This window comes from Mesorhizobium sp. M8A.F.Ca.ET.181.01.1.1, from assembly GCF_004792025.1.
In the GTDB taxonomy this organism is placed as follows: domain Bacteria; phylum Pseudomonadota; class Alphaproteobacteria; order Rhizobiales; family Rhizobiaceae; genus Mesorhizobium.
In genome coordinates, this window is record NZ_SRTV01000013.1 from 29,707 (window position 1) to 53,282 (window position 23,576).

Below are 23,576 nucleotides of genomic sequence, written 5' to 3' on the forward strand. Positions count from 1 at the left end.
TCCGGCACTCTGGAGGCGGTGGCGTTTAGCTTCTGTTAATTTTTGAGCCGTCGTTTAATTGTGGTAAAGTGCAACCCTGTGATAACGTTGCGTCACTTACGGTATGAGGTCGGTCGCTGGGGGTTTGAGTGATTGATGCCGCGCTCTGGCTTAGTCCGCTCGACGGTGGAAACCCGTCAGGTGAGGATTTGCGCAACGACCCGGCTTTTCATGAGCTGGAGCGCCTGACGGAGCCCGAGGTCAAGGTCGTCCACGACGGCAACAACAAGCCCACGTCGCAAAGCACCATTCCGGTCGACTGGTCCGCAGTGCTGGCAAAGGCGGTGGACTTGCGCGCGCATGGCCGCGACCTGCGCCTGCTGGTCATCGTCACGCGTGCGCTGGCCAATGAAGACGGACTGGCCGGGCTCGCGCAGGGTCTGACCCTCATCGCGCAGACCTTCGATCAGCATTGGGAAACCATGCATCCGGCCCTGCGGCCCAACGCTACGCCTCGCGATGCTGCCTTGCGCCGTATCAACGCACTGCTCGACCTCCAGAATGGTCAGGACGGGTTGCTGGCGAACCTGCGGCAAATGATTTTCTTTACGCCACGCGCGATCGGACCGATCAGCGGACGCGACCTGGAACAAAGCGCGCTCGACGACCGTATCATGCTCCAGGAAGCCGCCTCGGGATTGAACACGGCGGAAAAGGCCGCACTGGTCAGCGCCCACGGACAATTGTTGAACCGGGTGCGTGCCGGATGTGCGGCACAGATCGATCAGGCCGGCGCAGAGATGGTCGCGCTCGTCGCCGACACCAGGGCAGCGATCGCAGCTCTTGACGCGGTCGAAACCGCCCTAAACGCCCGCCTCGAAGGCGGCGGCGCTCCCGTTCCGGAATTAAAGCGGTTTCTCCAGCGTTTGCTGACGACCCTCGAACGGAACTCGGCAGCCGGCGCCGTGGCGAATGGCTCGGCCAAGACGCCCAACCCGGGAGAACTGGCAACGCCTGCTCGAAACGGTCGTGGAGCCGATACTATGACAAGTGCGGCAAGCTACTCGGACTCGAGCACGGGGCTTCCCGACCGGATCTCCTCGCGCGACGACGTGGTGAAGTGCCTCGACCTGGTCGTCGCCTTCTACGACCGCACCGAACCGTCGAGCCCTATACCGCACCTGGCACGGCGCGTGCGCCGCATGGTGCACATGGATTTCGTTGAACTGATGGAAGATCTCGCCCCGTCTGGGCTGAAGGAATTCCGGCTCCTTGCCGGCGTTCCCGATGTCAAGAAGACGGCCCAGAAGGATGAAAGGTAACAGCACATGCCAGCCGAAAGCAAAGCGAAGGTCATCGAACGAAATCGCGCGCCGCGGGTGCAGATCGCCTACGACGTGGAAACCTACGGTAGCCCGACCACGATCGAATTGCCGTTTGTGATGGCGGTGATGGCCGACCTTTCCGGCGCTTCGCAGACCAAGGAAGCGTCAAAATCGGTGCTGGACCGATCCTTCGTCGAGACCGACGCCAACCGCTTCCCCAAATTCATGGAGGCGCTCGGGCCGCGCGTCAAAGCCCGAGTGAAGAACACGCTGCCACAGGCCGAAGGCCAGGAGCGCGACGAGGAACTGGCGCTCGATCTCACCTTCACCAAGATGGGTGATTTCGCTCCCGACAAAATTGCCGCGCAGGTGCCGCAATTGGCCGAGATCCTCAAGATGCGCCGCCAGCTCGAGGAACTGCTCGGCTTCATGGACGGCCGTGTCGACGCCGAAAAACGCATCGCGCAGTTGCTGAACAACGAGCCGCTGCTTGGCAAGATCGCCGGCCAGGCGCTCGCCGACGACGACAAGGCAGGGGAGTAAACCATGGCCGAACAGCAAAAGACCGCCGCCGTCGCCGCCGAGGCCGAAGCCATAAACCTCGACGAATTCAGCGGCCTCCTCGAGAAGGACTTCAAGGTCAAGAAGGACGACAGCGAGAAGCTGCAGCAACTCGTGCGCAATCTGGCACTCGCGGCGCAGTCGCGTTCCGACACCACGACCATTTCGTCCAATGCGATCAAGTCGATCAAGTCGCTGATCGCGGGCATCGACAAGATGCTGACGGCACAGGTCAACGAGATCCTGCACGCACCGGAAGTGCGCGAGATGGAAGGCACTTGGCGCGGCCTCTGGTATCTCGTCAACAACACCGAGACGGACCAGAAGCTGAAGATCCGGGTGATGAACATCTCCAAGGAACAGCTGGGCGACACGCTCGAAGACTATGAAGGCCAGATGTGGGACCAGAGCCCGATCTTCAAGAAGGTCTATACGGACGAGTATTCGATGCTGGGTGGCGAGCCGATCGGCTGTGTGATCGGTGCCTACGAATTCTCCAACCACCCGCGCGACGTCGGCCTGCTGCGCAATATCTCCGGCATCTGCGCCTCGGCGCACACGCCGTTTATCGCAGCCGCCTCGCCGCGCCTGTTCCGCATGGACAGCTGGCAGGAACTGCCGAACCCGCAAGACCTGCAGCAGATCGTCTCCAACCCGGCCTATGCCTCTTGGCAGTCGCTGCGCGAGAGCGAGGACGCCCGCTACATCGGCCTGACCATGCCCCGCGTTCTGGCCAGGCTGCCCTATGGCACCGATACCGTTCCGGTGAAGGGCTTCACCTTCGAGGAGGAGGTGCAGGGCGACCACAACAAATACGTCTGGATGAACGCCGCCTTCCCGATGGGCGTCAACATCAACCGCAGCCACAAGCTTTTCGGCTGGGGCACGCAAATCCGCGGCGTCGAGAATGGCGGCACCGTGCTCAATCTGCCGGTGCACAGCTTCCCGACCGATGATGGCTCGATCGCGATGAAATGCCCGACCGAAGTCGCCATCGACGACCGGCGCGAGGCCGAGCTGGCCAAGCTCGGCCTGATGCCGATCCTGCACCGTAAGAACACGGATCTGGCGGCCTTCATCGGCGCCCATTCGCTGCAGGACGACGAAACGCGTGCCGGCCGGCTGGTCGATCCCGATGCACAGTCGAACGAGCGGCTGAGCGCCAACCTGCCCTATCTTTTCCCCGTCTCGCGCTTCGCGCACTACCTCAAGGCCATTGCGCGCGACAAGGTCGGCTCGTTCAAGGAGCGCTCCGACATGCAGATCTGGTTGACCGAGTGGATCAACCGCTACGTGCTGGCCAACCCGGCCTTTGCCGACGACAAGGCGCGCGCCAAGCGTCCGCTTGCCGCTGCCGAGGTCCAGGTGGACAGCGTGGAGGGGCGGCCAGGCTACTACAATGCCCGCTTCTATCTGCGCCCGCACTACCAGCTGGAGGGCATCAATGCCTCGCTCCGACTGGTGTCGGAACTGCCGTCCGTGAAGACTTGATTTGCAGCAACAACATCTTGGTTTTTAAAAGCGGTGGAGAGAGAAAATGCCCACGACCATGAAGATTGATGGCTTTCTGAAGGTCCCCGATATCAAGGGCCCCAGCACCCGCGACGGCCACTCGGACGAGATCGAAGTCCATGGCGTCGACTACAAGATGGTCGCACCCTATGATCCGAATTCGCTCTCACGCCGTGGCCGCGTGTCCATGGGCATGATCAAGTTCACCAAACACTATGACAAATCCTCGCCCTACCTGGCAAAGGCGTTGTTCGAGAACAAGGCCCTCAATGAGGTGGTGTTTTCGGCACGTCGGACCATCGATGGCGAAAGCAAGGATTACCTGGTCGTTACGCTGACCGACGCCTCGATCATGGAATACGACATGTCGCAAGCTGACGATGAGGCAGACCTGATCGAGGAAGCGGTCAGCTTCGCCTACAAGAAGATCAAGTTCGTCTATGACGGCAATGATGAAGCCGAAATGGATGTCTATGTCGGCAAGTGAGGTTCGGCGGCCCGGCGCGGGCAAGCAGCAGATCGCGGGCAGCCTGCGGGCGAAAAGCGAGGCCGTCCAGCCGTCGCTGTGGGATCGCCTCGTCAACGACCTGCCGGGCCTGACCTCGGAGATAGACGGGCTGCGCCATGTCCTACTGAACGAGCTTGGCGCGGACCGTCTCGACACCCTGGTTGCCGGCAGTGCGCGGAGCATCGACGCGGATGCGGAGTTGACGCCCGATCAGAAACGGCGTCTGCATCGCCTGGCCTTTCAGACCCAGCACCGCGTCGAGATCGAGAGCCGTGGTGTGGTGGTATCGGCCCGCGTGCTCAGGGAAGCGGTGCGGCGCGACATCGAGGCTCTGTTCAACACCGAGCGCTTCGAGGCCACACCGCTGCTTTCCGACCTGGAGAACGAGCAGATGGCGGACAACCCACCGTCGCTCGCCGATTTTCCGGAGGTCCGCCGAAGCGTGGTCAATTACGGCGTGCCTTCCTTCTCGGGACGTTCGTCCCGCGACTTTGACCGCGACGTGCTGGCGCGCGAAATCCGCTCGGTGCTCGCCACCTTCGAGCCCCGCCTCAAGGAAAGTGCGACGAAGGTTACCGTCACCCTTGGTGATAAGACCGTAGGGCTAAAGATCGAGATCGATGCCGTGCTGATCATGACGCCGACACCGGAACGCATGCGCCTGCGCACCACGATCAATCTCGACAACGGCTTGGCGCGGACCGAAATTAGGGACGCCTGAGATGGATCGGGTTTTCGTCGAATATTACGAGGAGGAACTGACCCATATCCGCGGCCTTGCGGCGGAATTTGCCGACATGCATCCGGCAGTGGCGCGCAACCTGTCCCTCGATACTGTGCCCTGCCCGGATCCCTATGTCGAACGGCTGCTGGACGGCGTCGCCTTCCTCGCCGCACGCACCCGGCTGAAAGTCGACGCCGAGCGCTCGCGATTTTCGCGCAGCGTGCTCGATGTTCTCTATCCCGATCTGGTCACGCCGGCGCCGGCGACAGCGATGGCCGTGCTGAAACCCGGCCAGCAGGTGCAGACCATGCCCGCCGGCCACGTCGTCAAGCGCAACACGCGGCTGGTCTCCAGCCTGCAGCCCGGCCTGTCGACGCGCTGCACCTTCTCCACAGCGCAAGACATGACGCTGTGGCCGATAGCAATCACTTCGGTCAGCTATTTTCAGGATCGCAGTGCGCTGGCGGCGGCCGGCATAGGGCCGATCGGCGACACCGGCGGCGAGGCGGCGCTGCGTCTGGCTCTGACGCGGACCGGAAAAGGCAAACTCGACGAATTGGCGCTCGACCAGCTTGACCTCTACTTTGCCGGACGCACCAAGGCGCCGCTTTTGTTCGATGCGATCTTCGGCGCCTGCGTGGCCATAGGCGCAAGGCCGGAAGGCAAGACCAACCGGCTGTCGCCCTTGCCGGCACCCGAAATGGTCGGCATCAGCGACGACGAGGCCCTGATGCCGCGCACCCGCCCGACATTCGAAGGGTACCGCCTGCTGCGCGAATACTTTGTCATGCCGGAACGCTTTCACTATGTGAGGGTCTCGGCGCTGCAGCCGGTGGTGCGCAAATGCGAGGGCGGACTCGAGATCATCTTCCTGTTCCGCCGCCCGGCGCCCGAACTCGCCGATCTGACGCCGGCGGATTTCGAACTTTTTGCGACGCCGATCATCAATCTGTTCGAGCGCGAGTGCAACGTCGTCGAACTCGACGCGCGCAAGACGCGGCAGGTGCTGCACGCCGACCGCACGCGGGCGCGCGACTTTGAGATCTATCGTGTCCTCCGCGTCGAAGATGCCGACAGTGAAGGCAGCGACGCCGAGATACCTGAGTTGTTCAGCCTCGGGCAGAACCGCGGCAGTGGCTGGGTCTATTCCACGGAACGGCGCCCACGCCGGGCGACTGAGGATGAACGGCGCGATGGGCTGACCCGCACGTCATACACCGGGGACGATGTCTTCCTGGCCGTATCCCGGCCACTTGGAACCGCCGCGAACCGGCCGTTGAAGCGTCTCGACATCATGGCGCTTTGCACCAACCGTGACCTGCCGATCCTCGACGACAATCCGACCTTGACGCTGGAGGCCGGTGATCCGGTCGAATCTGTTCGCCTGCTCGGTGCGTTGCGTCCGCCGCAGCCGGCCATCCCCGCGGCACTGCCCACCGGGGCCGAAGGCGATTCCCGGGCCGACGATCTCGCCTGGCGACTGGTGGCGCAGCTGGCGCTCAACTTTCTCAGCCTCGCCAAGGAAGGCCGCGGCGTCGACCCGCTGCATGCGCTGCTTGATCTTTATGCCGACCGGGGCGATCCGAGCCTTGCCCGCAACGTCCACTCGATCGTGCGCATCGACTCGCGGTCGGTGATCGAACGGCTGCAGATCGACGGGCCGATGTGCTTCGGGCGTGGCACTGAAGTGACGCTGCATGTCGATCAGTCGGTGCTGGCCGGGCAAAGCACCTTGCTGCTTTCGGCCTTGCTGGCGCGGCTGTTTGCCCGTCATGCCGGAATAAACGGCTTCGTGCGAACCCGCACGCGGCTGCTGCAGAAGCAGGAGGATGTGCCATGGCCGATGACGCCCGGCAATCGCTACCTGATCTAGACAGTAGCGGCCCGGACCGGGCCGAAGGTCTGTCTGAGGCGTTCGACTTTTTCGAACTGTTGCGCCGTCTCGAACAGCGGAGCGGTCTGTTCGGCCATTCAGGGCGCCCCGACCGCGAGCCGGCAAGGCTCGGCCAGCATGTGCGCCTCGCCTTTTCCGCGCGGGACCTGGCGCAATTCCGCGAGGCCACCGACAAGGCACCGGCCCGAGTCACCGTTTCAAATCTCGGTCTGTTGGGGCCCGAAGGGCCGATGCCGCTGCATCTGACGCGTTGGGTGCTTGACCGCCTGTCGCAGCGCTGGTTCGCCGGTGCCGACGCACAGCAGACCAGCGACACGACCTTCGTAGACTTCGTCAACATCCTCCAGCACCGTATGATTGCCCTTTATTACCGGGCCTGGGCGGATGCGCATCCGGCGGTCCAGGTCGAGCGCGCGGTCGGCGGCCGCGTTCGCGCCATGCTTGAAGCGATGGCGGGGATCGGACTTCCCGGCGCCAAAAATCCTGATCTCGACATTGTTAAGCTTCGTCAAGCCGCAGCGCTCGCCAGCCAGGTCGACGGTCCGGAACGGCTGACGTTGTTTCTGGCGGAAGCGTTCAGGGTGCCGGTTCAGATCAAGGAGTTCATCGCCGCCTGGATAACCATACCAACCGGGCTGCAGACCCGCCTCGCAAAAGCCTATGCGGGGCTCGGCCGGGGGGCGACGATCGGCCCGCGCGTTTTCAACCGCCAAAGCAGGATCGAGCTGCGCGTCGGCCCTCTCTCCTTTGAGGAGTTCAAGGCCTTCCTACCGGGAGGCGCGCGTCTCAAACTGTTCAAGCACGCCGTTCGCGACATGGTCGGGGAATCACTCGACGTCGACCTGCGCATCGTGCTGGCGCTTGAAGCGGTGCCTCCACCCCGTCTCGGAGCGGTCCAGCTTGGCCGGACCGCCTGGCTTGCGCGGCCCGCCGAAAGGGGCGATGCTGACGATCTGCGGCTGCGGACAATTGTCGGATGGCGGCCGGAAATGGCGGGGGTCGCGGCATGAGCTTGCTGCTGACGCTGGAGCAAGGGCCACGCACCCAGGCGGTACGGCAGACCCGGCTTGACGAAGGTGAGCTGGTGATCGGCCGCAGTGCGGACGCGGGCTGGCAGATCAACGATCCCGACATGTTCGTTTCCCGCGCCCATTGCAAGATCACTGGCGGGCGAGACGGCTATTTCGTCACAGACATGTCGAGCAGTGGACTTTTCATAAACGACTCCGACAGCCCGCTTGGTGCCGGCCAGTCGACGCGCCTTCAAAGCGGCATGCGGCTGAGACTTGGCGACTACGTCGTCCATGTCGACCTACAGACGCCAACTGCCCAGGCACCTGCCGCCAGCCAGCCGGTTGCGGAACGCTTGCCGCCGGCATCGCGGGCGCCGGTGAGCATCGGCCGTGACGACTTCTTTTCCGCCAAGGTCGAGGAGGAGCCGCGACGGCCACGTCCGGCTGATCTGCCGAATCCGTTCGAGCAGCCGGTTGCGGGCGCGTTCGAGCGTGCCGCCTCCAGCCGGCGCAGTTCGCCTGCTTTCGATGACCCGTTCAGCCTCGATCCGGTTTCGACGCCTGTGGCGAAAGACGCCACCCCTTACCTCGAACCGGGCGGCGCGGCGAGCCAAACGGATCCATTCAGCCTCGACCCCGTGCCGTCCCTCGGACGTGAAGCCCAACTCGCTCATGGAAAACCGTCCGATTTCAGCGATGATTTTGGTTTCGGACCCGCCGCCGCGACCGGTTCGGCAAACGGCGTCGGTTCGACTGGCCAGCGCGAGCGCGTCGCCCAGCGACCCGCCAATCCCTGGGATTTTCCCGGGCAGGCGGCTGATAGCCCCGTCCCGGCGCGGACAGGTGCTGCTGCTACGCCCGCCCGCCAGCCGGCAGTGGCCCGGCCGGGCGACAAGGCGCTTCGCTCCGCATTCCTGCACGGCATGGGCGTCGAGGAAGCCGATTTCCCTGGCCGCGACAGCATCGCGGAAATGGAGAAGTTCGGCCGCGAATACCGGCTGATGATGGAAGGCCTGATGCAGCTTCTGCGCAAGCGGGCCGAGGAAAAGGGCAATGCCCGTGTCGCCCAGACCATGGTAGGGGCTTCCGAAGTCAATCCACTGAAGTTCCTGCCGACGGTCGACGACGCCATCGTCACTCTTATTGCCGAACGCAGCCCCGGCTTTCTCGCCGGCGAAGCGGCAATCGCCGACGCGGTTCGCGATCTCGCGCAACATCACGTGCGCGCCTGGCGCGGCGTGCAGGCCGCCTTGCGGCGGATGGTCGACCGTTTTGAGCCGGCAGCGATCGAGCAGGAGCTCAAATCGAATTCCGCGATCGGCACCCTGCTTTCGGGCGGGCGCGGCGCCAAGCTGTGGGAGCTCTACCAGAAACGCCATCGTGAAATCGCCGAGAGTGCGGAAAAAAGCTTTCTTGGCGAAATCGGCGCCGATTTTCGGGATGCATATGAGGAGGAGTGAGACATGATCGACCGACGCGAATTCATCGTTGCCCTGGGCGCAACCGGACTGCTTGCGGCTTGCCAGAGCGGTCCGCCGAAACCTTCGGTAATCACCATCAATGTGACAGGTGGGGCAGGCATGAACCCTGGACCAGGCGGCGGCGACCGGCCGGTGACGGTTCTCGTCATGCGGCTGCGCAGCACCGGCAAATTCAATTCCGCCGACTACTTTGCCCTGCAGGGCGATGCCGGATCGGCGCTGGCAGGCGATCTCATCGGATCCGACCAGATCGCCGTCGGGCCGGGAAAATCCGCGTCCAAGACCATCACCGTCGAGCCGGATGCGACAGCGCTGGGCTTCGTCGCATTGATCCGCGAGCCCACCGGCAGGAACTGGCGCACAACCAAGTCGGTGTCGTCGGGATCAAAATTCACGATCAATGTCACGATTGGGAAGGGCGGTATCTCCGCCTAGCGGCCAGGGCAAGGGAAGCTCAATGCAGAGAGTAACGGCATGAGCGATGCAAACAGGGTGCTGTGGTCCGAGGGTCTTTTCCTGCGGACCCAGCATTTTCAGCAGCAGGATCGTTTCTTCGAGGCGACCGTGCGCGGCGCGTTGCAGGCCGGGCAGTTGCATACGTTCGGCTTTCAGCAGCTGACGTTGGACCAGGCGTTACTCGATGCAGGCCAGATCGCCATCCTGTCCGCTCGCGGCATCTTCCCGGACGGAACACCTTTCGCCATTCCGGAGATGATGGACGCGCCGCGGCCGTTGCCGGTGACGCCAGACACGGCTGCCGGACCGGTGCTGGTGGCCTTGCCGCTCGAACCGCCCGGCGGTGTCGGCTTCGATCCAGCACACGCCGCCACTTCGGGGGCACGCTATCATGGGCGGATCGTCTCGGTACGTGACGCCGTCCAAGGCGGTTCGGACCCTGAAGAAATCGAAATCGCCGTTCCGCAGGCGCTGCTGCTCGCACCAGGCAAGTCCGTCGGTGGCTACACCGCCCTGCCGATCGCCGACCTCAAGGGGGTTCGAGCCGATGGCGGCGTCGCGCTGGACGAGACCTTCCTGCCGCCGACACTGGTAACCGGCGCCGTGGCCTGGTACCGGCAATTGCTGCTGGAAGTCGTCACGGGGCTCGACCAGATCGCCGAGGCGCACGGCAAGATGGTGATGGGCGGGCCGGGGCGCAGCGTCGAAGACCTGCTGATGCTCAACCTCGCCAATGCGGCGCGCCCGCGGCTGGCCCACATGCTGGCGCAGGATGTCTTCCATCCTGCCGAGCTTTACCTGGAACTTGCCGGACTCGCCGGTTCGATGGCGACCTATGGATCGAGCGCGCGGCGGCTGGGCGAGTTGCCCGCCTACGACCACATGGCACCGGGGCCCGCGTACATGGCGCTGGCCGACGCGCTGCGCTCGCTTATCCTCAGCCTGCGCTACATCGAACCGAAATCGCGTGCGCTGCCGGTCATGCGGCATTCGACCAATGTCTGGAAAATCCGCATCGACAACCCGAAGCTGCTGGTGGCCAGCCGCATCGTCATCCGGGTCGGTTCGGAGCTGTCGGAGGACGCGCTACGCAAGATCTTCGTCAATCAGGCGACAGTCGGTTCGGCCGACCAGTTCGAAGGCCTGTGGAAATCGCGTTTGCCCGGCATTCCGCTGAAACCGCTTCATTCCCAGCCGCGCGAGATTCCCTACGATGGCGATCGGCTATGCCTTGAGCTGGACCAGAAAAGCGAGCACTGGGCGTCGCTGCTCGATGCTCCCGGCTTCGTCATCGGCGTTTCGGGCGTGTTGCCAAGCGAGCCGCAGGTGGACTGCTACTCGGTGAACAGGTGAGATCATGAGCCGCGATGATCCTTTCGGACTGTCGGAGGATCGCGAACGCACCCGCATACGGCTGACCGGCGCGCCGACGCCGAGGCCGATGGCGCCGCTGTTGCCGGGCGCGGCGGTAAAGCGGTCGCGCACCCACCCGAATGCGCTCGTCAACGCATTCGCGCCCTTGCTGGAATTCGCGCCGGAGCTTGAAAGCGCACTGGCGCCGGAGAACCCGGAAACGCTGCGCACCCGGCTGCTTGAGGAACTGGTTCGGGCACGCGACACGGCAATGTCGACAGGGTCCTCGATGGAGCGGGCCGATCAGGCAGCCTGGGTCGTGGCGGCGTTGCTTGATGATCTAGCTCTGAACACGCCATGGGGCGGAGCCAGCGCCTGGCCGCGCCAGCCGCTTGTGGTGATGCTGCGGGGCGATGTCGATGCCGGCACGCAGTTCTTCACGCGGCTCGACGAACTGGAGCGCCATCCCAATCGCGATCGCGAATTGCTGGAGCTGCAGTATGATTGCATGGCGCTCGGCTTCCGCGGAAAATATCGAGTGCCCGGCCGGTCAGGCGATCGCTCGCTCAATGCGGTTCGCCTGACCGCGGCACGCTTCCTGCGCGATGCCGATGCCGAAGGTGCGCCGCTGTCGCCAAACTGGAAGGGCGTCATCGCATCCGACGAGCCGCAGCGCTTCATCGTTCCGATCTGGGTCATGGCGCTCGGCGCGGCGGTTGTTGCCACAGCCATCCATATCGGGTTGTCGATGGGGCTGAGCGGCCAGGCAGTCGAGCTTTCCGCCCTTGTGCGCGCTCTGCCGCCGCCCACACGCGGCGATATCAGCCGTACGTCGCCCAAGGTCGATGCCCCGCCCCCTGAAAAAGTGGATTTTGCGCTGTTGCCAGAATTCCAGGCCGGGGCGCCGGCCGAGCTCAAATCCGCCCTCAGCGGCACCGAAAGCGTTTCGTTGGCCAAGCTGATCATCCAGGCCTCCAACCCCGAACTGTTCCAGTCGTCGCGGCCCCAACTGAGCGACGGCTTCGAGCCCCTGATCGGTTCGATCGCCAAGGTAATCCTCGCCAATCAGGAGCTGATCGGAAACATCACCGTGATCGGTCATACGGACGGTGTTCCCCTGCAAAAGACCAATCCGCTGTCGACCAACCAGCGACTGTCGGAGGCGCGCGCCCAGACGATCGCCGACATGCTGGTGCAGAACGGGGTGCCGCAGGACCGCGTTCATTCCGAAGGCCGCGCGGCCACCGACCCGGTGGCCAGCGACAGCACGCGCGAGGGGCGAGCCTTGAACCGCCGTGTCGAGGTGCTCGTCGAAAAGAGGCTGTGAGATGTTCATCCTGCGCTTCCTGTGGGCGGTCCTGACATCGCGCTGGCTGTGGACGCTGATCGGCATCACGCTGCTTTCGCTGGTGATCTGGGTGTTCGGTCCGATCGTCAGGATCGGTCCCTATTCGCCTTTCGATTCCGACAATGTGCGCATTGCCATGATCGCGGGGCTGATCATCCTGTGGTTGGTCTGGCTGATTATCGCGCAGCGCCGCGCCATCCGCGCCAATCGCATGTTCGTCGCCGAGATCGCCCCACCAGTTGCGGAGAAGCCCCTCGGGCCTGGCGAAGAAAACGTCGCGGCCGTGGGTGCCAAATTCGCCGAGGTGATGGCCGAACTGAAGCGCCGCAAGCTCGGCGGGCGCAAGTTCCTGCGCGAGATGCCATGGTATGTGATCGTTGGGCCGCCAGCCACCGGCAAGACCACGGCCCTGCGGCAGTCCGGACTGAACTTCCCGATCGACCTCACCGACGATTTGCAAGGGGTCGGCGGCACGCGCAACTGCGACTGGTTCTTTTCCGAGAACGCGGTTCTGATCGACACCGCCGGCCGTTATGTCCAACAGGAGAGCCAGCCCGATGTCGACGCGGCGGAATGGCTGGGCTTCCTCGACCTTCTGAAGAAGCATCGCGGCCGCCGCGCGCTCAACGGTGTGATCGTCGCGCTGTCGATCGACGTGCTTTCGGAGGGTGACGAAGCCATCAAGGCACATGGCCGCAAAATCCGCCGCCGGCTGGCCGAACTCAACGACCGGCTCGAAATCCGCCTCCCGGTCTATCTGATGCTGACCAAGGCCGATCTGATCAAGGGTTTCGAGGCTTTCTTCGGCAGCCTGTCCACCCCCGCGCGCGAGCAGGTCTGGGGAACGACCTTCGCGCTGGATGCGCGTGTGGACGCCAAGACCATCGAACGCGAAATTTCGACGCTCTCGACGGAACTCGAGCGGCGGCTGGTGCCGCGCCTGGAGGATGAGGACAAACTGGCCGCCCGTGCCGAGATCTTCAGGTTTCCCGCCCAACTGTCCAGCCTGTCCGAACCGATCCAGGTGCTGATCGAGGCGATGTTCGGCGAAAGCCGGTATGAAGAGGCCGCCTGGCTGCGTGGGCTCTATCTGACATCGGCGACGCAGGAAGGAGCGCCCATCGACCGACTGACCGCGGCGCTGTCGTCGTCGTTCGGCCTGCCGCCACGGCGGGCCCTGCCCGCACCGAGGGTCGAGAAACGCAGCTTCTTCCTGAAGAACCTGCTCACCGAGGTCATCTTCAAGGAAGCCGGCCTCGGCACGTTCGATCCGCTGGCGCAGCGCCGCCGCGCCTGGATCTGGCGCGGTGCGGCGGCTGCATGCGCGGGGGCGGCCTTGCTGGCCGGCGGGCTGTTCACCTGGTCCTATTTTGACAACCGCAACGCGATCACGGCACAGGCAGGCCAGTTCGAAGCGCTGCAAGCGCCCCTGACTTCCGCTGCTGCAAATCCGGCATCGGTGCAGCAACCCGCCATCGACGGCGCTCTCGAAGCGATGGACGCGGTCGCGAATGCCAAGACGGCACCGCCGGGCAGCGCCCAAGATCTGCTGGGCCCATCGGCCTCGGCGGAACTGGTGCGGGCCCAGGCCGACACGTACGACCACGCCCTGCGCAACGTGCTTGAACCACGCATGGTCGCATTGCTCGAGGCGACCATGTGGCGGCAGATCCGCGATCCGGATTTCATGCTCGGCGCGTTGAAGACCTATCGCATGATGACGGGCCTGTCGCAGATGGATACCGATTTCGCCCAGAACTGGTGGGTGAACAGCCTGCCGGAATTCGCCGCCGCGGCACCCTTTCCGACCGCCGATGCCGAAGAGCATCAGCTTGCCGCGATCCGCCGTATGGCGGTCGACGAAAGCTATGTCGCGCCCGACCAGGCGCTGGTTGCCGAAGCGTTGAAAACGGTGTGCACGATCTCGTTGCCGGCGCGGGCCTACAAGCAGTTGCTGGCCGATCCGGAGGTGGCCGGGCTCAAGGAGTGGATCCCTGCCAATTTTGCCGGCCCCAATGGTGGCAAGGTGTTTGCGAGGCGTTCCGACAAGACACTTCGCGTCGGCATTTACGGAGCCTTCACCTATGCCGGCTTCCACGACGCCATTCTCGACCGCATCGACGATGTCGCCGCCCAGGCGGCACTCGATCGCGCGGTTTTCGCCGGCGGCTGCTCGGAAAACTCCGAGACCTCGGTCTCGGCGCTGTCCGAGGATATTCTGAAACTCTACTATGACGACTACATCGCACAATGGGACAGCTTCCTGCGAGACATGCGGCTCGCGCCACTAACCGATCTCAATGTCGCCAGCGAAAATCTGAAGGATCTCTCAAGTGCCGATTCCGCGCTGAAACGGCTGCTGACGGCGGTCGTCCAGGAGACCGAACTGACGCGCTCCGATGAGGCCCCCGCCGACGATAAGTCGGCGGCCAAGGGCGCCTCGAAACTGCTCGGCAAGCTCGGCAAGCTCGGCAAGCTGGCGACGAGCGGTGCGAAGCTGCTGCCCCGCGCCGGGTCAGCCAGCGAGGTGGACCTGACCGGCAATCTGGTGGCCGAACATTTCAAACCGCTGAAGAGCACCATTGCCGAGGTCGACGGCCAGCCGCCGGCACTGGATGCCGCCGTTGTCGCGCTGACCGCGCTGTCGAACGTCCTGCAGACGGTCACCGCCAACCCCAATCCGCAGGATGCCATCAAGAAGCAAGGCGGCCTCGCCGAGCTGACCGGTGCCGTCGCGAGGCAAGCACAGATCCTGCCGGACCCCATCAATGTCTGGCTTAGCGGAATTGCCGGTGACACCAGCAATTTGACGCAAAAGGCGGTCACATCGGAGCTCAACGCCATCTGGCGCGCGGACATACTGCCTTTCTGCCAGGCGGCGTTGAACGACCGCTATCCGTTTAGCGCCGACAGCGCGGTGGATGTCAATGTGCATGATTTCGCCCGCCTGTTTGGACCGGCCGGATTGATCGACGGTTTCATCAACGACCACCTGATCAACTATGTCGACACCACCAGCCAGCCATGGAAATGGCGTGCCGATTTCGGCCTCGATCCTTCGGCGCTGGCGGCGTTCGAGCAGGCCAGGCATATCCGCGACGATCTCTTTCCCGGTGGTACTGGGCCAGTGATGAGCTTCACGCTCGAACCGAAGGACCTGTCTCCCAACGTTACGCGCGTCACGCTCAATCTCGATGGTCAGACCCTCGTCTATTTCAACAATGCGACGCGGCCGCAACCGATGACCTGGCCGGGCAAGGACGGCACCGGGGTCATCTCGCTCGCCTTCCAGCCGATCGACGGTTCGCCCGAAATCATGCTCAACGAGACTGGCAGCTGGGCGTGGCTGAGGATGCTGCGCAACGGCCGTTTCGCCGGCACATCGCTCTCCGATGTCTACAGCCTGCGCCTAGGCACGAAGGGAATGTGGGCCGATTTCGAACTCAAGGCCGCCAGCGTCGAGAACCCCTACAATTTGCAGATGTTCAAGAAATTCTCATGTCCGCCACAGATATGACCTTGCCCGGCTTCTACGGCAAAATGCCCGCCACCGGCGATTTCGTGACGCGGCGGCTGTCGGGCGACTTTGTCCGCGGCTGGGACCGCTGGCTGGCGCAGCATCTCGTCCCGCTGTTCGGCTCGGAAATTTGGCCAAGCACAACCGCGCTGCGCTTTCTGGCCGGCCCGGCGTCCTTCGGCGCATCGGCAGGCATCATTGTGCAAAGCGCCGACAGGGTCGGCAGGAAGTTTCCTCTGAGCGTCGTTGCGCAGCTTTCTGAAGCTCCGGTTTTGCTGGCCGACGCCGAGGCGTGGTTTTCCGCGATCGAAGAGGCGGCCATCGCCGCCCAGAACGGTGAGCTGACGCCAGACGAGCTGGATGCCACGCTGGCCGGACTGCCGGTGCCGCCTGTCGAGCCGGATGAAGAAGTCATCGGCGACATGGTGATGTGGACAGCCCGTTCGGACATTTTCGACATCGATCCGCAATCGCCGCAAACGACGCTAGAACAGATTCTCGCCGCCAGTTGGGAGACCAGCTGATGCGGATCTGGAACCAGATGGGTTACCGGCACGAGTTCAGCGTGAGCGCTGACACGACCGGGCGTGAGTGGGTCGTCGTGGTGGTCAAGGGCACGTTCGACTTTCCCGCAACGCCCGGCGGGCTGGTGCACAGATCGGCAGAACAGGTGCCGCTGGTTTTTGCCGACACGCAAACCGGTGAACCCGGCTACTCCGCCACGCTATGGGAAACCGATTTCGCCTTCCGCAAACCGCGCTGCGACGTGATCGCCAATGGCTGCGCCTATGCGCCGGGCGGGCGCCCGGCCGAGCGCGTGCCGGTCGGCATCAAGGTTGGCAATTGGTCAAAACTGTTCGAGGTCGTCGGCCACCGCGAATGGCGCGCCATCGGCCCGGTTTTTGGCGCCACATCGCCGCAACCCTTCCTGAAACTGCCCATCTCCTATGACGTCGCCTGGGGTGGCGTCGACAGGCTGGATCCGGAGGACAAGCTGCCGGCCAGCTACAAATACAACCCAGTCGGAACCGGGTGGTCGCGCATCAGGAACCAGCGCCTCATCCCCGGCCTGCGTCTGCCGAACACGCAAGCTGTCGGCGAAGAGATCCGCTCGCCCTTCGGCGACTACAAGCCGATGAGCTTTGGCCCGATGGGCCGCGGTTGGCCGGGCCGTATCGAATATGGCGGCACCTATGACGACAATTGGGCCAACAACATTTTCCCGTTTCTGCCGCCGGACTTCGACGAACGCTACTTCCAGGTGGCCCCGCCCGACCAGCAAATCGATCCGCCGCGCGGTGGCGAGGAAATGCAGCTGATCAATTTGACGCCAAGGGGGCGCGAACATTTCAGAATGCCAGCCACGGCCATCAAAGTTGCAATGTTCAAGGGCTACACCAAGGCATTCGAGGCCGATATTCATCCGGACACTGTTTTGTTCGACACCGAAAATCGGCGCTTTTCATTGGTCTGGCGTGTGTCGCAACGCCTCCAGCGCACGATCCTCGACTTTACCGAATGCTGGGTCGGGCCGCCGACACCAGGCATGCTCCACGCCAAAGCCGTCAAGAAGCCATATGTCCGGCCGATCGCGGAGCCGATCCAGCCGGAGGCAGAGGACGCATGACGGCTGCGCTCGACATCGTAGCGACCGGGATGGTGACGGCCGTCGGCCTTGATGCGCCGTCGTCTTGTGCGGCGCTCCGCGCCCGCCTGGACGGCTTCAAGGAGACGCAGTACGCCGACGATGAAGGCGAGTGGCTGCTTGGCTCCCCTGTCACCATGCCGCGAAAATGGATCGGCCAGAAGCGTATGACCCATATGCTGGCGGCCGCGATAAGCGAGATATGCACCACGGTGCCACAGGCACGCGAACGGACGCCGATGTTGTTGTGCCTTCCAGAGGCGTCGCGGCCTGGTTCACCCGTCCAGGATGCCTCCGCGCTCGTGCGAAATGTATGCGCGATCCTTGAGATGGCCGTCGACCCACGATCGCGCACCATATCGCATGGCCGGCCATCCGGACTGGTAGCACTTGAGCAGGCGCGCCGGCTGCTGGCCGAAGGGGGAACCTCAGCAGTCATTGTTGCAGGGGTGGACAGCTACCTCACTCCCGAGGCGATAGGGTTCTATCTGGCGAACCGTCGCTTGCTGGCCACCAACAATCCGAACGGCTTCATTCCAGGCGAGGCCGCGGCCGCTGTGCTGTGCACCCATGCTGGTCATGGATCCGGACTAAGGCTGCACGGTCTGGGCCTCGCCCGAGAGAATGCATACATCTACAACGAGGCTGACGAACCGCTGCGCGGGGACGGGTTGACGACCGCCTATCGGCACGCGCTGAAGGAGGCCGGCATCGAGATGAACCAGTTGGGGTTCCGTATTTCGGACCTTATCGGAGAGCAGTACTGGTTCAAGCAAACGGCCCTGGCAAGCCTTCGGCTCGTGCGGGGTGCGCATGACTTTCAAGACCTGTGGTCGCCGGGTGAATCGCTTGGAAATATCGGAGCGGCGGCGGTGCCTGTGATGATCGGCATGGCCTTCGCGGCGGCAAGGAAGGGCTACGCGGCCGGTAATCCGGTCCTGATCGAGGCGTCCGAAGACTCCGGCGCGTGCGGCGCAGCCATCTTTGCTGCGAGGGCTGCATAGATGACAGTCTACGCCAACAGTCTGGAAGTCGCCTGCAAGGCGCAGGGTAACAAGGTCATAGCGGCCTTTCCTGATGTCTGCTTCACGCCGCCGGAGAATCCGGCAACGCCCCCTGGCGTTCCGATTCCCTATCCTTCTTTCGGCTTCGACAGCGACACGGACAAAGGCACCAGCACCGTCAAGATCGGTGGCCAGACGATCACGCAGAAAAACAAATCCTACTACACCAAGACAAGTGGCACTGAAGCGGGCTGCGCGACCAAGAAGGGCATCATCACATCGAAGAATACCGGCAAGGAATACGCCGTCGCCTGGTCGAGCAATGTCAAGGCCGACGGCGAGCCCGTCAACCGGATGACGGACCTGTCCACCAACAATCATGCTTCACCGCAGGGAAATACGCTGACCTTTCCGAAACTGGCCACCGGCGCCGGAGTCATTTACAGCACGGAAAAATGCCTGATTGGCTCCTATGACGCGATCGCCGCGGTCTGCAACGACAATGGCGGCGAGGCACACCATATCGTACCGGACAAGTGTTTCCGAACGGGTAGTCGGGCGAACGCGGACGTTACATCGACGCGCATCGCCAATGCTCCGACGCTCGGAGAGGGGGTATGCATCTGTCTCAGTCCTGATGATCACGAACGGATTCATGAGGCTGACCGTGAGCAGATCGTAACGCTGGGCCGACCCGGCCTGGCCAAACTCAAGGGCAAAAAACTAGCGGATGCGAAAGCCAAGTTGAAAGCGCAGGGCAAACTCGGCGTTGCGCCGATGAGCAAGATTACCGAAGCAACCATTTCATGTCTCGACGACCTTCAGGATCTCAATGCGAATTGCATCAAGAAGGCAAAGGAAGCGGTGGAGGAGCAGCAAAGCGCATTCGGGGCCAGCCAGAAGGGTAGAACCTCCAACCCATTGCCCGGCAAGGAGGCCAAGAAGACGATGAAGCCGCCAAAGCCCAGAAAATAGACCGACACACCAGGAGTACGCAGATGAAGATACGAGCGTCGGGCTACATTGCTCCAGATCTTATCGCCGCGGTCCCAACCGAACTCGACGACGAGGATCCGTATTCGCGCTTCCTCATGTTTCAGGACACGACGGAGCAACAGGTCGCGGATGTCGACATCCCTCGAACAGTCGTTTCCGTTTGCGCCTACCCATTCGAGAGCGACAACGAGAATGTGTTCGTCGCTCTAACCAACGAGGGCGACCTCTACTTTCTGACCGAGGACGTGGACTACGAAAAGATCCCCGGTGCCGGCGTCCTCAGCGAGGATGCCGAGGATCTTGGTTCGACGCTTGGCATCACCCAGAAGGCGGGCATCCTCTATGTTTGCGGCGACGGTTCCCAAGTCTATTTCAGACCCAGGAAGGATGAATGGGTCCGGATTTGCGAGCGTGACGTCGATGGAATGGCAAACAATTTCCTGGAGGGCATCGCCGCGATCAGCCCGAACAAACTGGCGGTCTGCGGATACACCCACAGCCGCCCCAAGCATGCCGCACGAGGTTGCCTCTACTTCTACAACGATGGGGAATGGGGCCAGGCAGAACTCCCAAACAATCAGTCCTTGTATGATCTTGTCTTTGTGGACGCATCGCGTCTCGTTGCCGTGGGCGGCGGCGGTACCATTGTTACGGGAACAGGACCTGGCACGATGGAGGACGCCTCCGTCGAAGGTTTGCGCGAGAAGTTCCTCCGTATCCGCCTCGACAGCTCGAAACTCTATGTGTTGGGTAAGACAGCAATCTTCATATTCGACACCAAGCTGACCCTGTTGGACACCCTACCCCTGCCCGCCGAGTATCGCAGCCCGAAGAACATCGAGGTCAAGCAAGGCATCATCTGGTATTTCGATCGTGAAGGCTTGGCTCGTCACGACGGCATGGGCTGGACTCTCATGCCTGTGCCTCCCGAACTTCTCGAAAGATCGGAATAGTCTGCCTCGGAACGTTACCCTGTCGAGGGTCACCTCAGGCCTTTCCCAAATTGACTTCTATAAAGCGCTGCACCTTGGCAAGATCAAGGTCGATGATGCGGATCGGCTTTTGGGCGGAGAGCATCTGAACCACGAACAGTTCTCCCGCTTCCGGGAACTCTTCGAAGCGCTGTTGCGCAATCTTTCGGCCGGCCTCACCCGCGACCCTGGCTCCATCGAGAAAAGCTTCAAGGCGCTCTATCAACCTCGCAAGGCGCTCATCATCCATGTCCGGGTTTTCATCAGGATGCAGCAAATGGTAATGGTATACCGTCCACAGGAAGGCTGCCTGTTCCACATGCTGGCGCACGATTTCGTAGAGGATTGGCACCGGCATCAGTTCAGGTTCACGGAGCCGCCGCGGATTCGATTGGCCGCACTGGCGTGGCTGGTGACATAGGTTCCCCGGATGGTGATGTGGCCATCCTTCTCCATGATGATTACGGACTTGCCGCAACGCAGTTCGATGCGCTCATTGCCGACAATGTGGACCAATTCACCGTCACGCACGATCTGCTGCGCGTGAGCCCGACGCGAAGGCTCCACGAGTTTACCCACGATCAGCGGCTGCAAGGGATCACCCTCCCGAAAGAGCAGCGCAACTTCAGCGCCGATCATGCTGGCATCGAGTTTGATCAGGCTTCGCGCGGCGATCGCTGTCTCGACAGGGTTTCCAGGAAAGACGACCAGCGGCGATGTGTCGTCAAATCCCAGGAAAATGCCGATTACGACACCATCGATGCGATCACGAACTTCAGCCATGCTTCGTCCCTCTAATTCTGGTGGATCTTGCTGCCCTTGAATTGGATATCGCCGGATGCCTTGCCGCTGATCTTTCCGGAAGCATCAATGGAAATATCCTTGCCTTTGATGTTGATCGTCCCATCCTTCTTCATGATGATCTCCGCACTTCCGCACTTCAGCGTGATCGAGTCCTTCGCCTCGAGCGTATAATTCTTGCCTACGTTGAAGGCCGAGTCGTCGGCGATCTGGACCAGGCTCTTTTTTCCGACCTTCAGCTCATGTGCGCCCGCTACCTGTGTGCTGTCGTCGACGCCTATCTCTGTCTTGCGGGTTTTGGTGATCTCGGCCATCTGGGCGCCGCCAATTTTTATGCCCTGGTCCGCGCCGATCTCGATGCTCTGGCTGGCGGATATGTTCCAGCTGTCGCTGGCCCCGATCGTATGGCTCTGCGCCGCGCCGACCGTGACCGACCGTGTCGAACCGATTGTATTCTCTTGCGGCCCGCCAACGCTTCGTGTCTCAGACGCCCCGACCGTGTCGATGCGAGCAGCGCCAACAGTGACCGTCTGGACAATCCCCACCGTCTGCGAGTGGTTGGAGCCGATCGTCTCCGAAGAGTTCGAACCGATGCCTATCGTCTCGTTTGCACCCACTGTCAGCGAGCGGTTCTTGCCCACCGTCTCGGTGTCGTTCGAGCCGATATTCGTGGTCTGGTCGACGCCGACCTTGACCGTCTTGTTGTTGCCGACATCCTCGTCGAGGTTGTGGCCGACAGAATGCTTGGCGTCGTGGTCGATGCGGTCCGACTGGTCGTGCTGGACCAGCTTGGTGCGGTCATGCTTGATCAGAAGGTTGTGGTCTTTCTGCGCCTGGAAATTGACCAGTTCGGAGCCGGCCTTGTCCTCGAACATCAGCTCGTTGTAACCACCGCCGCCTTTCGAGGAGTTGGATTTCCACCCCGACTGCGTTGCATTGCCCGGCAAGCCGTAGGGCGGCATCTGCGAGGCATTGTAGACCCTGCCGGTGATGATCGGCAGGTCAGGGTCGCCTTCGAGGAAGTCGACGATCACCTCCTGGCCGATGCGCGGTATCTGGATGAAGCCCCAGCCGCTGCCGGCCCAGGTCTGCGAGACACGCACGAAGCAGGAACTGTTTTCGTTCTTCTTGCCCAGGCGGTCCCAGTGGAACTGCACCTTCACCCGGGCATATTTGTCGGTGAATATCTCCTCGCCTGAAGGGCCGACCACCGTCGCCGTCTGCGGTCCGCGCATGATCGGCCGCGCCGTGATCCGCGGCGCGCGATACGGCAAGGCAGTCGGCGCGACACCCAGCACGATCTTGTAATTCTCACTGTGGGCTTCGTTCTGGGTCCTGTAGCCCGGATCGAACAACCTGTATTCGGCGCTGACAACCAGATACTCCTGGTTCTGGTCATCGCGCGGAAAGCTTTCCAGCTTGAACGTACAGCCGGAATGGAGGCCGCGCACGGTTCCGACCGCGGTGATGCGCTGGTGCACGGCCTGGAGTTCCTCGCGCCGGATGCCGGCCAGGGTGTCGCCGCGCCCGACATCGAGATGCGCCCCAGGCTGGCGATAGTTCTCGCCGGAGGCTTCCTTGTGGCTGAACGGCTGGGCGGACTTCGCCATCAGATCGGCGCCAGGCTTCTGGAAATCATAGTCGGTATGGGCATAAGCCCCCGGCCGCACCGAACTGCCCGGAATCCATTCGGTGATGTATTCGACGTCGCGCCGCGAGCCCTGTCCCTCAAAGTTATAAGGTATCTTCTCGTAGCCCGGCGCCGGCTTCAGCTTGCTCATCGCATCGCACAGTACGAGCGTGTGCTTGCCCTCGTCATGCTCGAAGAAATAGAAGATGCCTTCGTGTTCGAGCAGGCGCTGCACGAAATCCAGGTCGCTCTCGTCGTACTGCACGCAGTATTCGCGCGAGGGGTACGACGCTTGCAGCCGCTTCTCGAATTTCGCCGTGCCGTATTTCGAGAAGATCTTTTCAACGATCTCGACAGCGGTCATGTTCTGAAAGATCCGGCAATCGGTGACGTTGCCGAGGAACCAGAGCCACGGCCTGACGACCGCTTCATAGTAGGCCAGCCGGTCCTCGATGCGAGTCAGGCGAAACTCGGACACCAGGCCGCAGAACCAGCGTTCCGGATCGGATTCCCCTTCGACCGAAACCATGCCTCCCAGCATCTTCAGCGGATCGATCTCGGAGCTGGGACTGACGAAGCCAACCGTATAGGCAAAGCAACGGCTAATCTCGTCGCGGCCGACAAGATGCGTGAAGGTCAGTTCGGCGCCGACCGGCGTCTGCACAACCGTGGCACGTTCGTTCGGCATGGGTCGAGCCCCTCCTGGACGCGGCCGCCGGCGCGGTGGATTTGAAGCTCCCGTCATCTGCCCAGGAACTTTTGAGAGCCCGCCGCACCAGGCCGTGTTGAGCCTACCACATGTTGTCCTGCCGACCAAAGAGGACGCACGGCGGAAAACCTTAACCTGTCGATGCATCG

At 62.6% G+C, this 23,576-nt stretch carries 20 protein-coding genes; 17 read left to right on the forward strand and 3 right to left on the reverse strand.

Going from position 1 to position 23,576, the window contains the following annotated elements; all coding sequences use genetic code 11:
• The first annotated feature begins 128 nt into the window (after positions 1–128).
• The 17 genes from tssA to EN824_RS30620 are packed head-to-tail and all read left to right on the forward strand — an operon-like array spanning position 129 to position 20,269.
• Positions 129–1,301 (forward strand): type VI secretion system protein TssA, encoded by a 1,173-nt coding sequence (tssA, locus tag EN824_RS30540; RefSeq protein ID WP_135907066.1) that lies wholly within the window; start codon positions 129–131, stop codon positions 1,299–1,301.
• A gap of 6 nt (positions 1,302–1,307) precedes the next feature.
• Positions 1,308–1,847 carry a type VI secretion system contractile sheath small subunit gene (gene tssB / locus EN824_RS30545; protein ID WP_027033816.1) on the forward strand — a complete coding sequence of 180 codons (540 nt, stop codon included), beginning with the start codon at positions 1,308–1,310 and terminating at the stop codon, positions 1,845–1,847.
• A 3-nt stretch (positions 1,848–1,850) separates the two neighbouring features.
• Positions 1,851–3,356: a type VI secretion system contractile sheath large subunit gene (gene tssC, locus EN824_RS30550; RefSeq protein ID WP_027033815.1), complete on the forward strand. Its 1,506-nt coding sequence runs from the start codon at positions 1,851–1,853 to the stop codon at positions 3,354–3,356.
• Between the two features lie 46 nt (positions 3,357–3,402).
• Entirely contained in the window at positions 3,403–3,864 is a 462-nt protein-coding gene (locus tag EN824_RS30555) for an Hcp family type VI secretion system effector (protein WP_032926026.1), read from the forward strand.
• Positions 3,851–4,606: a type VI secretion system baseplate subunit TssE gene (gene tssE, locus EN824_RS30560; protein ID WP_135881127.1), complete on the forward strand. Its 756-nt coding sequence runs from the start codon at positions 3,851–3,853 to the stop codon at positions 4,604–4,606. The genes EN824_RS30555 and tssE overlap by 14 nt, the downstream gene beginning before the upstream one ends.
• Position 4,607: 1 nt before the next feature.
• On the forward strand, positions 4,608–6,482 hold the full coding sequence (tssF, locus tag EN824_RS30565; protein WP_135917247.1) for a type VI secretion system baseplate subunit TssF: 1,875 nt from the start codon (positions 4,608–4,610) through the stop codon (positions 6,480–6,482).
• A complete protein-coding gene (gene tssG, locus EN824_RS30570; RefSeq protein WP_135880683.1) occupies positions 6,446–7,513 on the forward strand; it encodes a type VI secretion system baseplate subunit TssG in 1,068 nt (355 codons plus the stop codon). The genes tssF and tssG overlap by 37 nt, the downstream gene beginning before the upstream one ends.
• Positions 7,510–8,976, forward strand: a complete 1,467-nt coding sequence (tagH, locus tag EN824_RS30575) for a type VI secretion system-associated FHA domain protein TagH (protein WP_135933044.1) — start codon at positions 7,510–7,512, stop codon at positions 8,974–8,976. The genes tssG and tagH overlap by 4 nt, the downstream gene beginning before the upstream one ends.
• Positions 8,977–8,979: 3 nt before the next feature.
• Complete coding sequence (tssJ, locus tag EN824_RS30580; RefSeq protein ID WP_027059521.1) at positions 8,980–9,432, forward strand: type VI secretion system lipoprotein TssJ; 453 nt, start codon at positions 8,980–8,982, stop codon at positions 9,430–9,432.
• Between the two features lie 39 nt (positions 9,433–9,471).
• Complete coding sequence (gene tssK, locus EN824_RS30585) at positions 9,472–10,806, forward strand: type VI secretion system baseplate subunit TssK (protein ID WP_135880685.1); 1,335 nt, start codon at positions 9,472–9,474, stop codon at positions 10,804–10,806.
• Positions 10,807–10,810: 4 nt separating this feature from the next.
• Positions 10,811–12,133: a type IVB secretion system protein IcmH/DotU gene (icmH, locus tag EN824_RS30590; protein ID WP_135880686.1), complete on the forward strand. Its 1,323-nt coding sequence runs from the start codon at positions 10,811–10,813 to the stop codon at positions 12,131–12,133.
• A gap of 1 nt (position 12,134) precedes the next feature.
• A complete protein-coding gene (gene tssM, locus EN824_RS30595; protein WP_135880687.1) occupies positions 12,135–15,671 on the forward strand; it encodes a type VI secretion system membrane subunit TssM in 3,537 nt (1,178 codons plus the stop codon).
• Positions 15,668–16,195, forward strand: coding sequence for a type VI secretion system-associated protein TagF (gene tagF, locus EN824_RS30600; protein ID WP_135907063.1), 528 nt, complete (start codon positions 15,668–15,670; stop codon positions 16,193–16,195). The genes tssM and tagF overlap by 4 nt, the downstream gene beginning before the upstream one ends.
• Positions 16,195–17,298, forward strand: coding sequence for a DUF2169 domain-containing protein (locus EN824_RS30605; protein WP_135917249.1), 1,104 nt, complete (start codon positions 16,195–16,197; stop codon positions 17,296–17,298). The genes tagF and EN824_RS30605 overlap by 1 nt, the downstream gene beginning before the upstream one ends.
• Positions 17,295–18,320: a beta-ketoacyl synthase N-terminal-like domain-containing protein gene (locus EN824_RS30610; RefSeq protein WP_135880690.1), complete on the forward strand. Its 1,026-nt coding sequence runs from the start codon at positions 17,295–17,297 to the stop codon at positions 18,318–18,320. Before EN824_RS30605 ends, EN824_RS30610 begins: the two co-directional genes overlap by 4 nt.
• Positions 18,321–19,295, forward strand: coding sequence for a DUF4150 domain-containing protein (locus EN824_RS30615; RefSeq protein WP_135880691.1), 975 nt, complete (start codon positions 18,321–18,323; stop codon positions 19,293–19,295). It abuts the gene before it with no gap.
• Positions 19,296–19,318: 23 nt separating this feature from the next.
• Positions 19,319–20,269 carry a hypothetical protein gene (locus tag EN824_RS30620; protein ID WP_135917250.1) on the forward strand — a complete coding sequence of 317 codons (951 nt, stop codon included), beginning with the start codon at positions 19,319–19,321 and terminating at the stop codon, positions 20,267–20,269.
• 34 nt (positions 20,270–20,303) lie between these two features.
• Here the strand turns inward: EN824_RS30620 and EN824_RS30625 are convergent, their stop codons facing one another.
• Genes EN824_RS30625 through tssI form a run of 3 tightly spaced genes read right to left on the reverse strand, consistent with a single transcriptional unit; the run spans position 20,304 to position 23,406 of the window.
• Positions 20,304–20,645, reverse strand: coding sequence for a hypothetical protein (locus tag EN824_RS30625; protein ID WP_135880693.1), 342 nt, complete (start codon positions 20,643–20,645; stop codon positions 20,304–20,306).
• Positions 20,645–21,070, reverse strand: coding sequence for a DUF6484 domain-containing protein (locus EN824_RS30630; RefSeq protein ID WP_135907062.1), 426 nt, complete (start codon positions 21,068–21,070; stop codon positions 20,645–20,647). Before EN824_RS30630 ends, EN824_RS30625 begins: the two co-directional genes overlap by 1 nt.
• An 11-nt stretch (positions 21,071–21,081) precedes the next feature.
• Entirely contained in the window at positions 21,082–23,406 is a 2,325-nt protein-coding gene (gene tssI, locus EN824_RS30635) for a type VI secretion system tip protein TssI/VgrG (protein WP_135917251.1), read from the reverse strand.
• Between the last annotated feature and the right edge of the window lie 170 nt (positions 23,407–23,576).

Bases quoted from the DNA above. Each gene is read 5' to 3' on its own strand.
- EN824_RS30605 (WP_135917249.1), top strand. From the start codon at position 16,195: ATGCGGATCTGGAACCAGATGGGTTACCGGCACGAGTTCAGCGTGAGC.
- tssB (WP_027033816.1), top strand. From the start codon at position 1,308: ATGCCAGCCGAAAGCAAAGCGAAGGTCATCGAACGAAATCGCGCGCCG.
- tssJ (WP_027059521.1), top strand. From the start codon at position 8,980: ATGATCGACCGACGCGAATTCATCGTTGCCCTGGGCGCAACCGGACTG.
- tssI (WP_135917251.1), bottom strand. From the start codon at position 23,406: ATGCCGAACGAACGTGCCACGGTTGTGCAGACGCCGGTCGGCGCCGAA.
- tssF (WP_135917247.1), top strand. From the start codon at position 4,608: ATGGATCGGGTTTTCGTCGAATATTACGAGGAGGAACTGACCCATATC.
- tagF (WP_135907063.1), top strand. From the start codon at position 15,668: ATGACCTTGCCCGGCTTCTACGGCAAAATGCCCGCCACCGGCGATTTC.
- tssE (WP_135881127.1), top strand. From the start codon at position 3,851: ATGTCGGCAAGTGAGGTTCGGCGGCCCGGCGCGGGCAAGCAGCAGATC.
- EN824_RS30555 (WP_032926026.1), top strand. From the start codon at position 3,403: ATGCCCACGACCATGAAGATTGATGGCTTTCTGAAGGTCCCCGATATC.
- EN824_RS30615 (WP_135880691.1), top strand. From the start codon at position 18,321: ATGACAGTCTACGCCAACAGTCTGGAAGTCGCCTGCAAGGCGCAGGGT.
- tssC (WP_027033815.1), top strand. From the start codon at position 1,851: ATGGCCGAACAGCAAAAGACCGCCGCCGTCGCCGCCGAGGCCGAAGCC.
- tagH (WP_135933044.1), top strand. From the start codon at position 7,510: ATGAGCTTGCTGCTGACGCTGGAGCAAGGGCCACGCACCCAGGCGGTA.
- icmH (WP_135880686.1), top strand. From the start codon at position 10,811: ATGAGCCGCGATGATCCTTTCGGACTGTCGGAGGATCGCGAACGCACC.
- tssM (WP_135880687.1), top strand. From the start codon at position 12,135: ATGTTCATCCTGCGCTTCCTGTGGGCGGTCCTGACATCGCGCTGGCTG.
- EN824_RS30620 (WP_135917250.1), top strand. From the start codon at position 19,319: ATGAAGATACGAGCGTCGGGCTACATTGCTCCAGATCTTATCGCCGCG.
- EN824_RS30625 (WP_135880693.1), bottom strand. From the start codon at position 20,645: ATGCCGGTGCCAATCCTCTACGAAATCGTGCGCCAGCATGTGGAACAG.
- EN824_RS30630 (WP_135907062.1), bottom strand. From the start codon at position 21,070: ATGGCTGAAGTTCGTGATCGCATCGATGGTGTCGTAATCGGCATTTTC.
- EN824_RS30610 (WP_135880690.1), top strand. From the start codon at position 17,295: ATGACGGCTGCGCTCGACATCGTAGCGACCGGGATGGTGACGGCCGTC.
- tssK (WP_135880685.1), top strand. From the start codon at position 9,472: ATGAGCGATGCAAACAGGGTGCTGTGGTCCGAGGGTCTTTTCCTGCGG.
- tssG (WP_135880683.1), top strand. From the start codon at position 6,446: ATGGCCGATGACGCCCGGCAATCGCTACCTGATCTAGACAGTAGCGGC.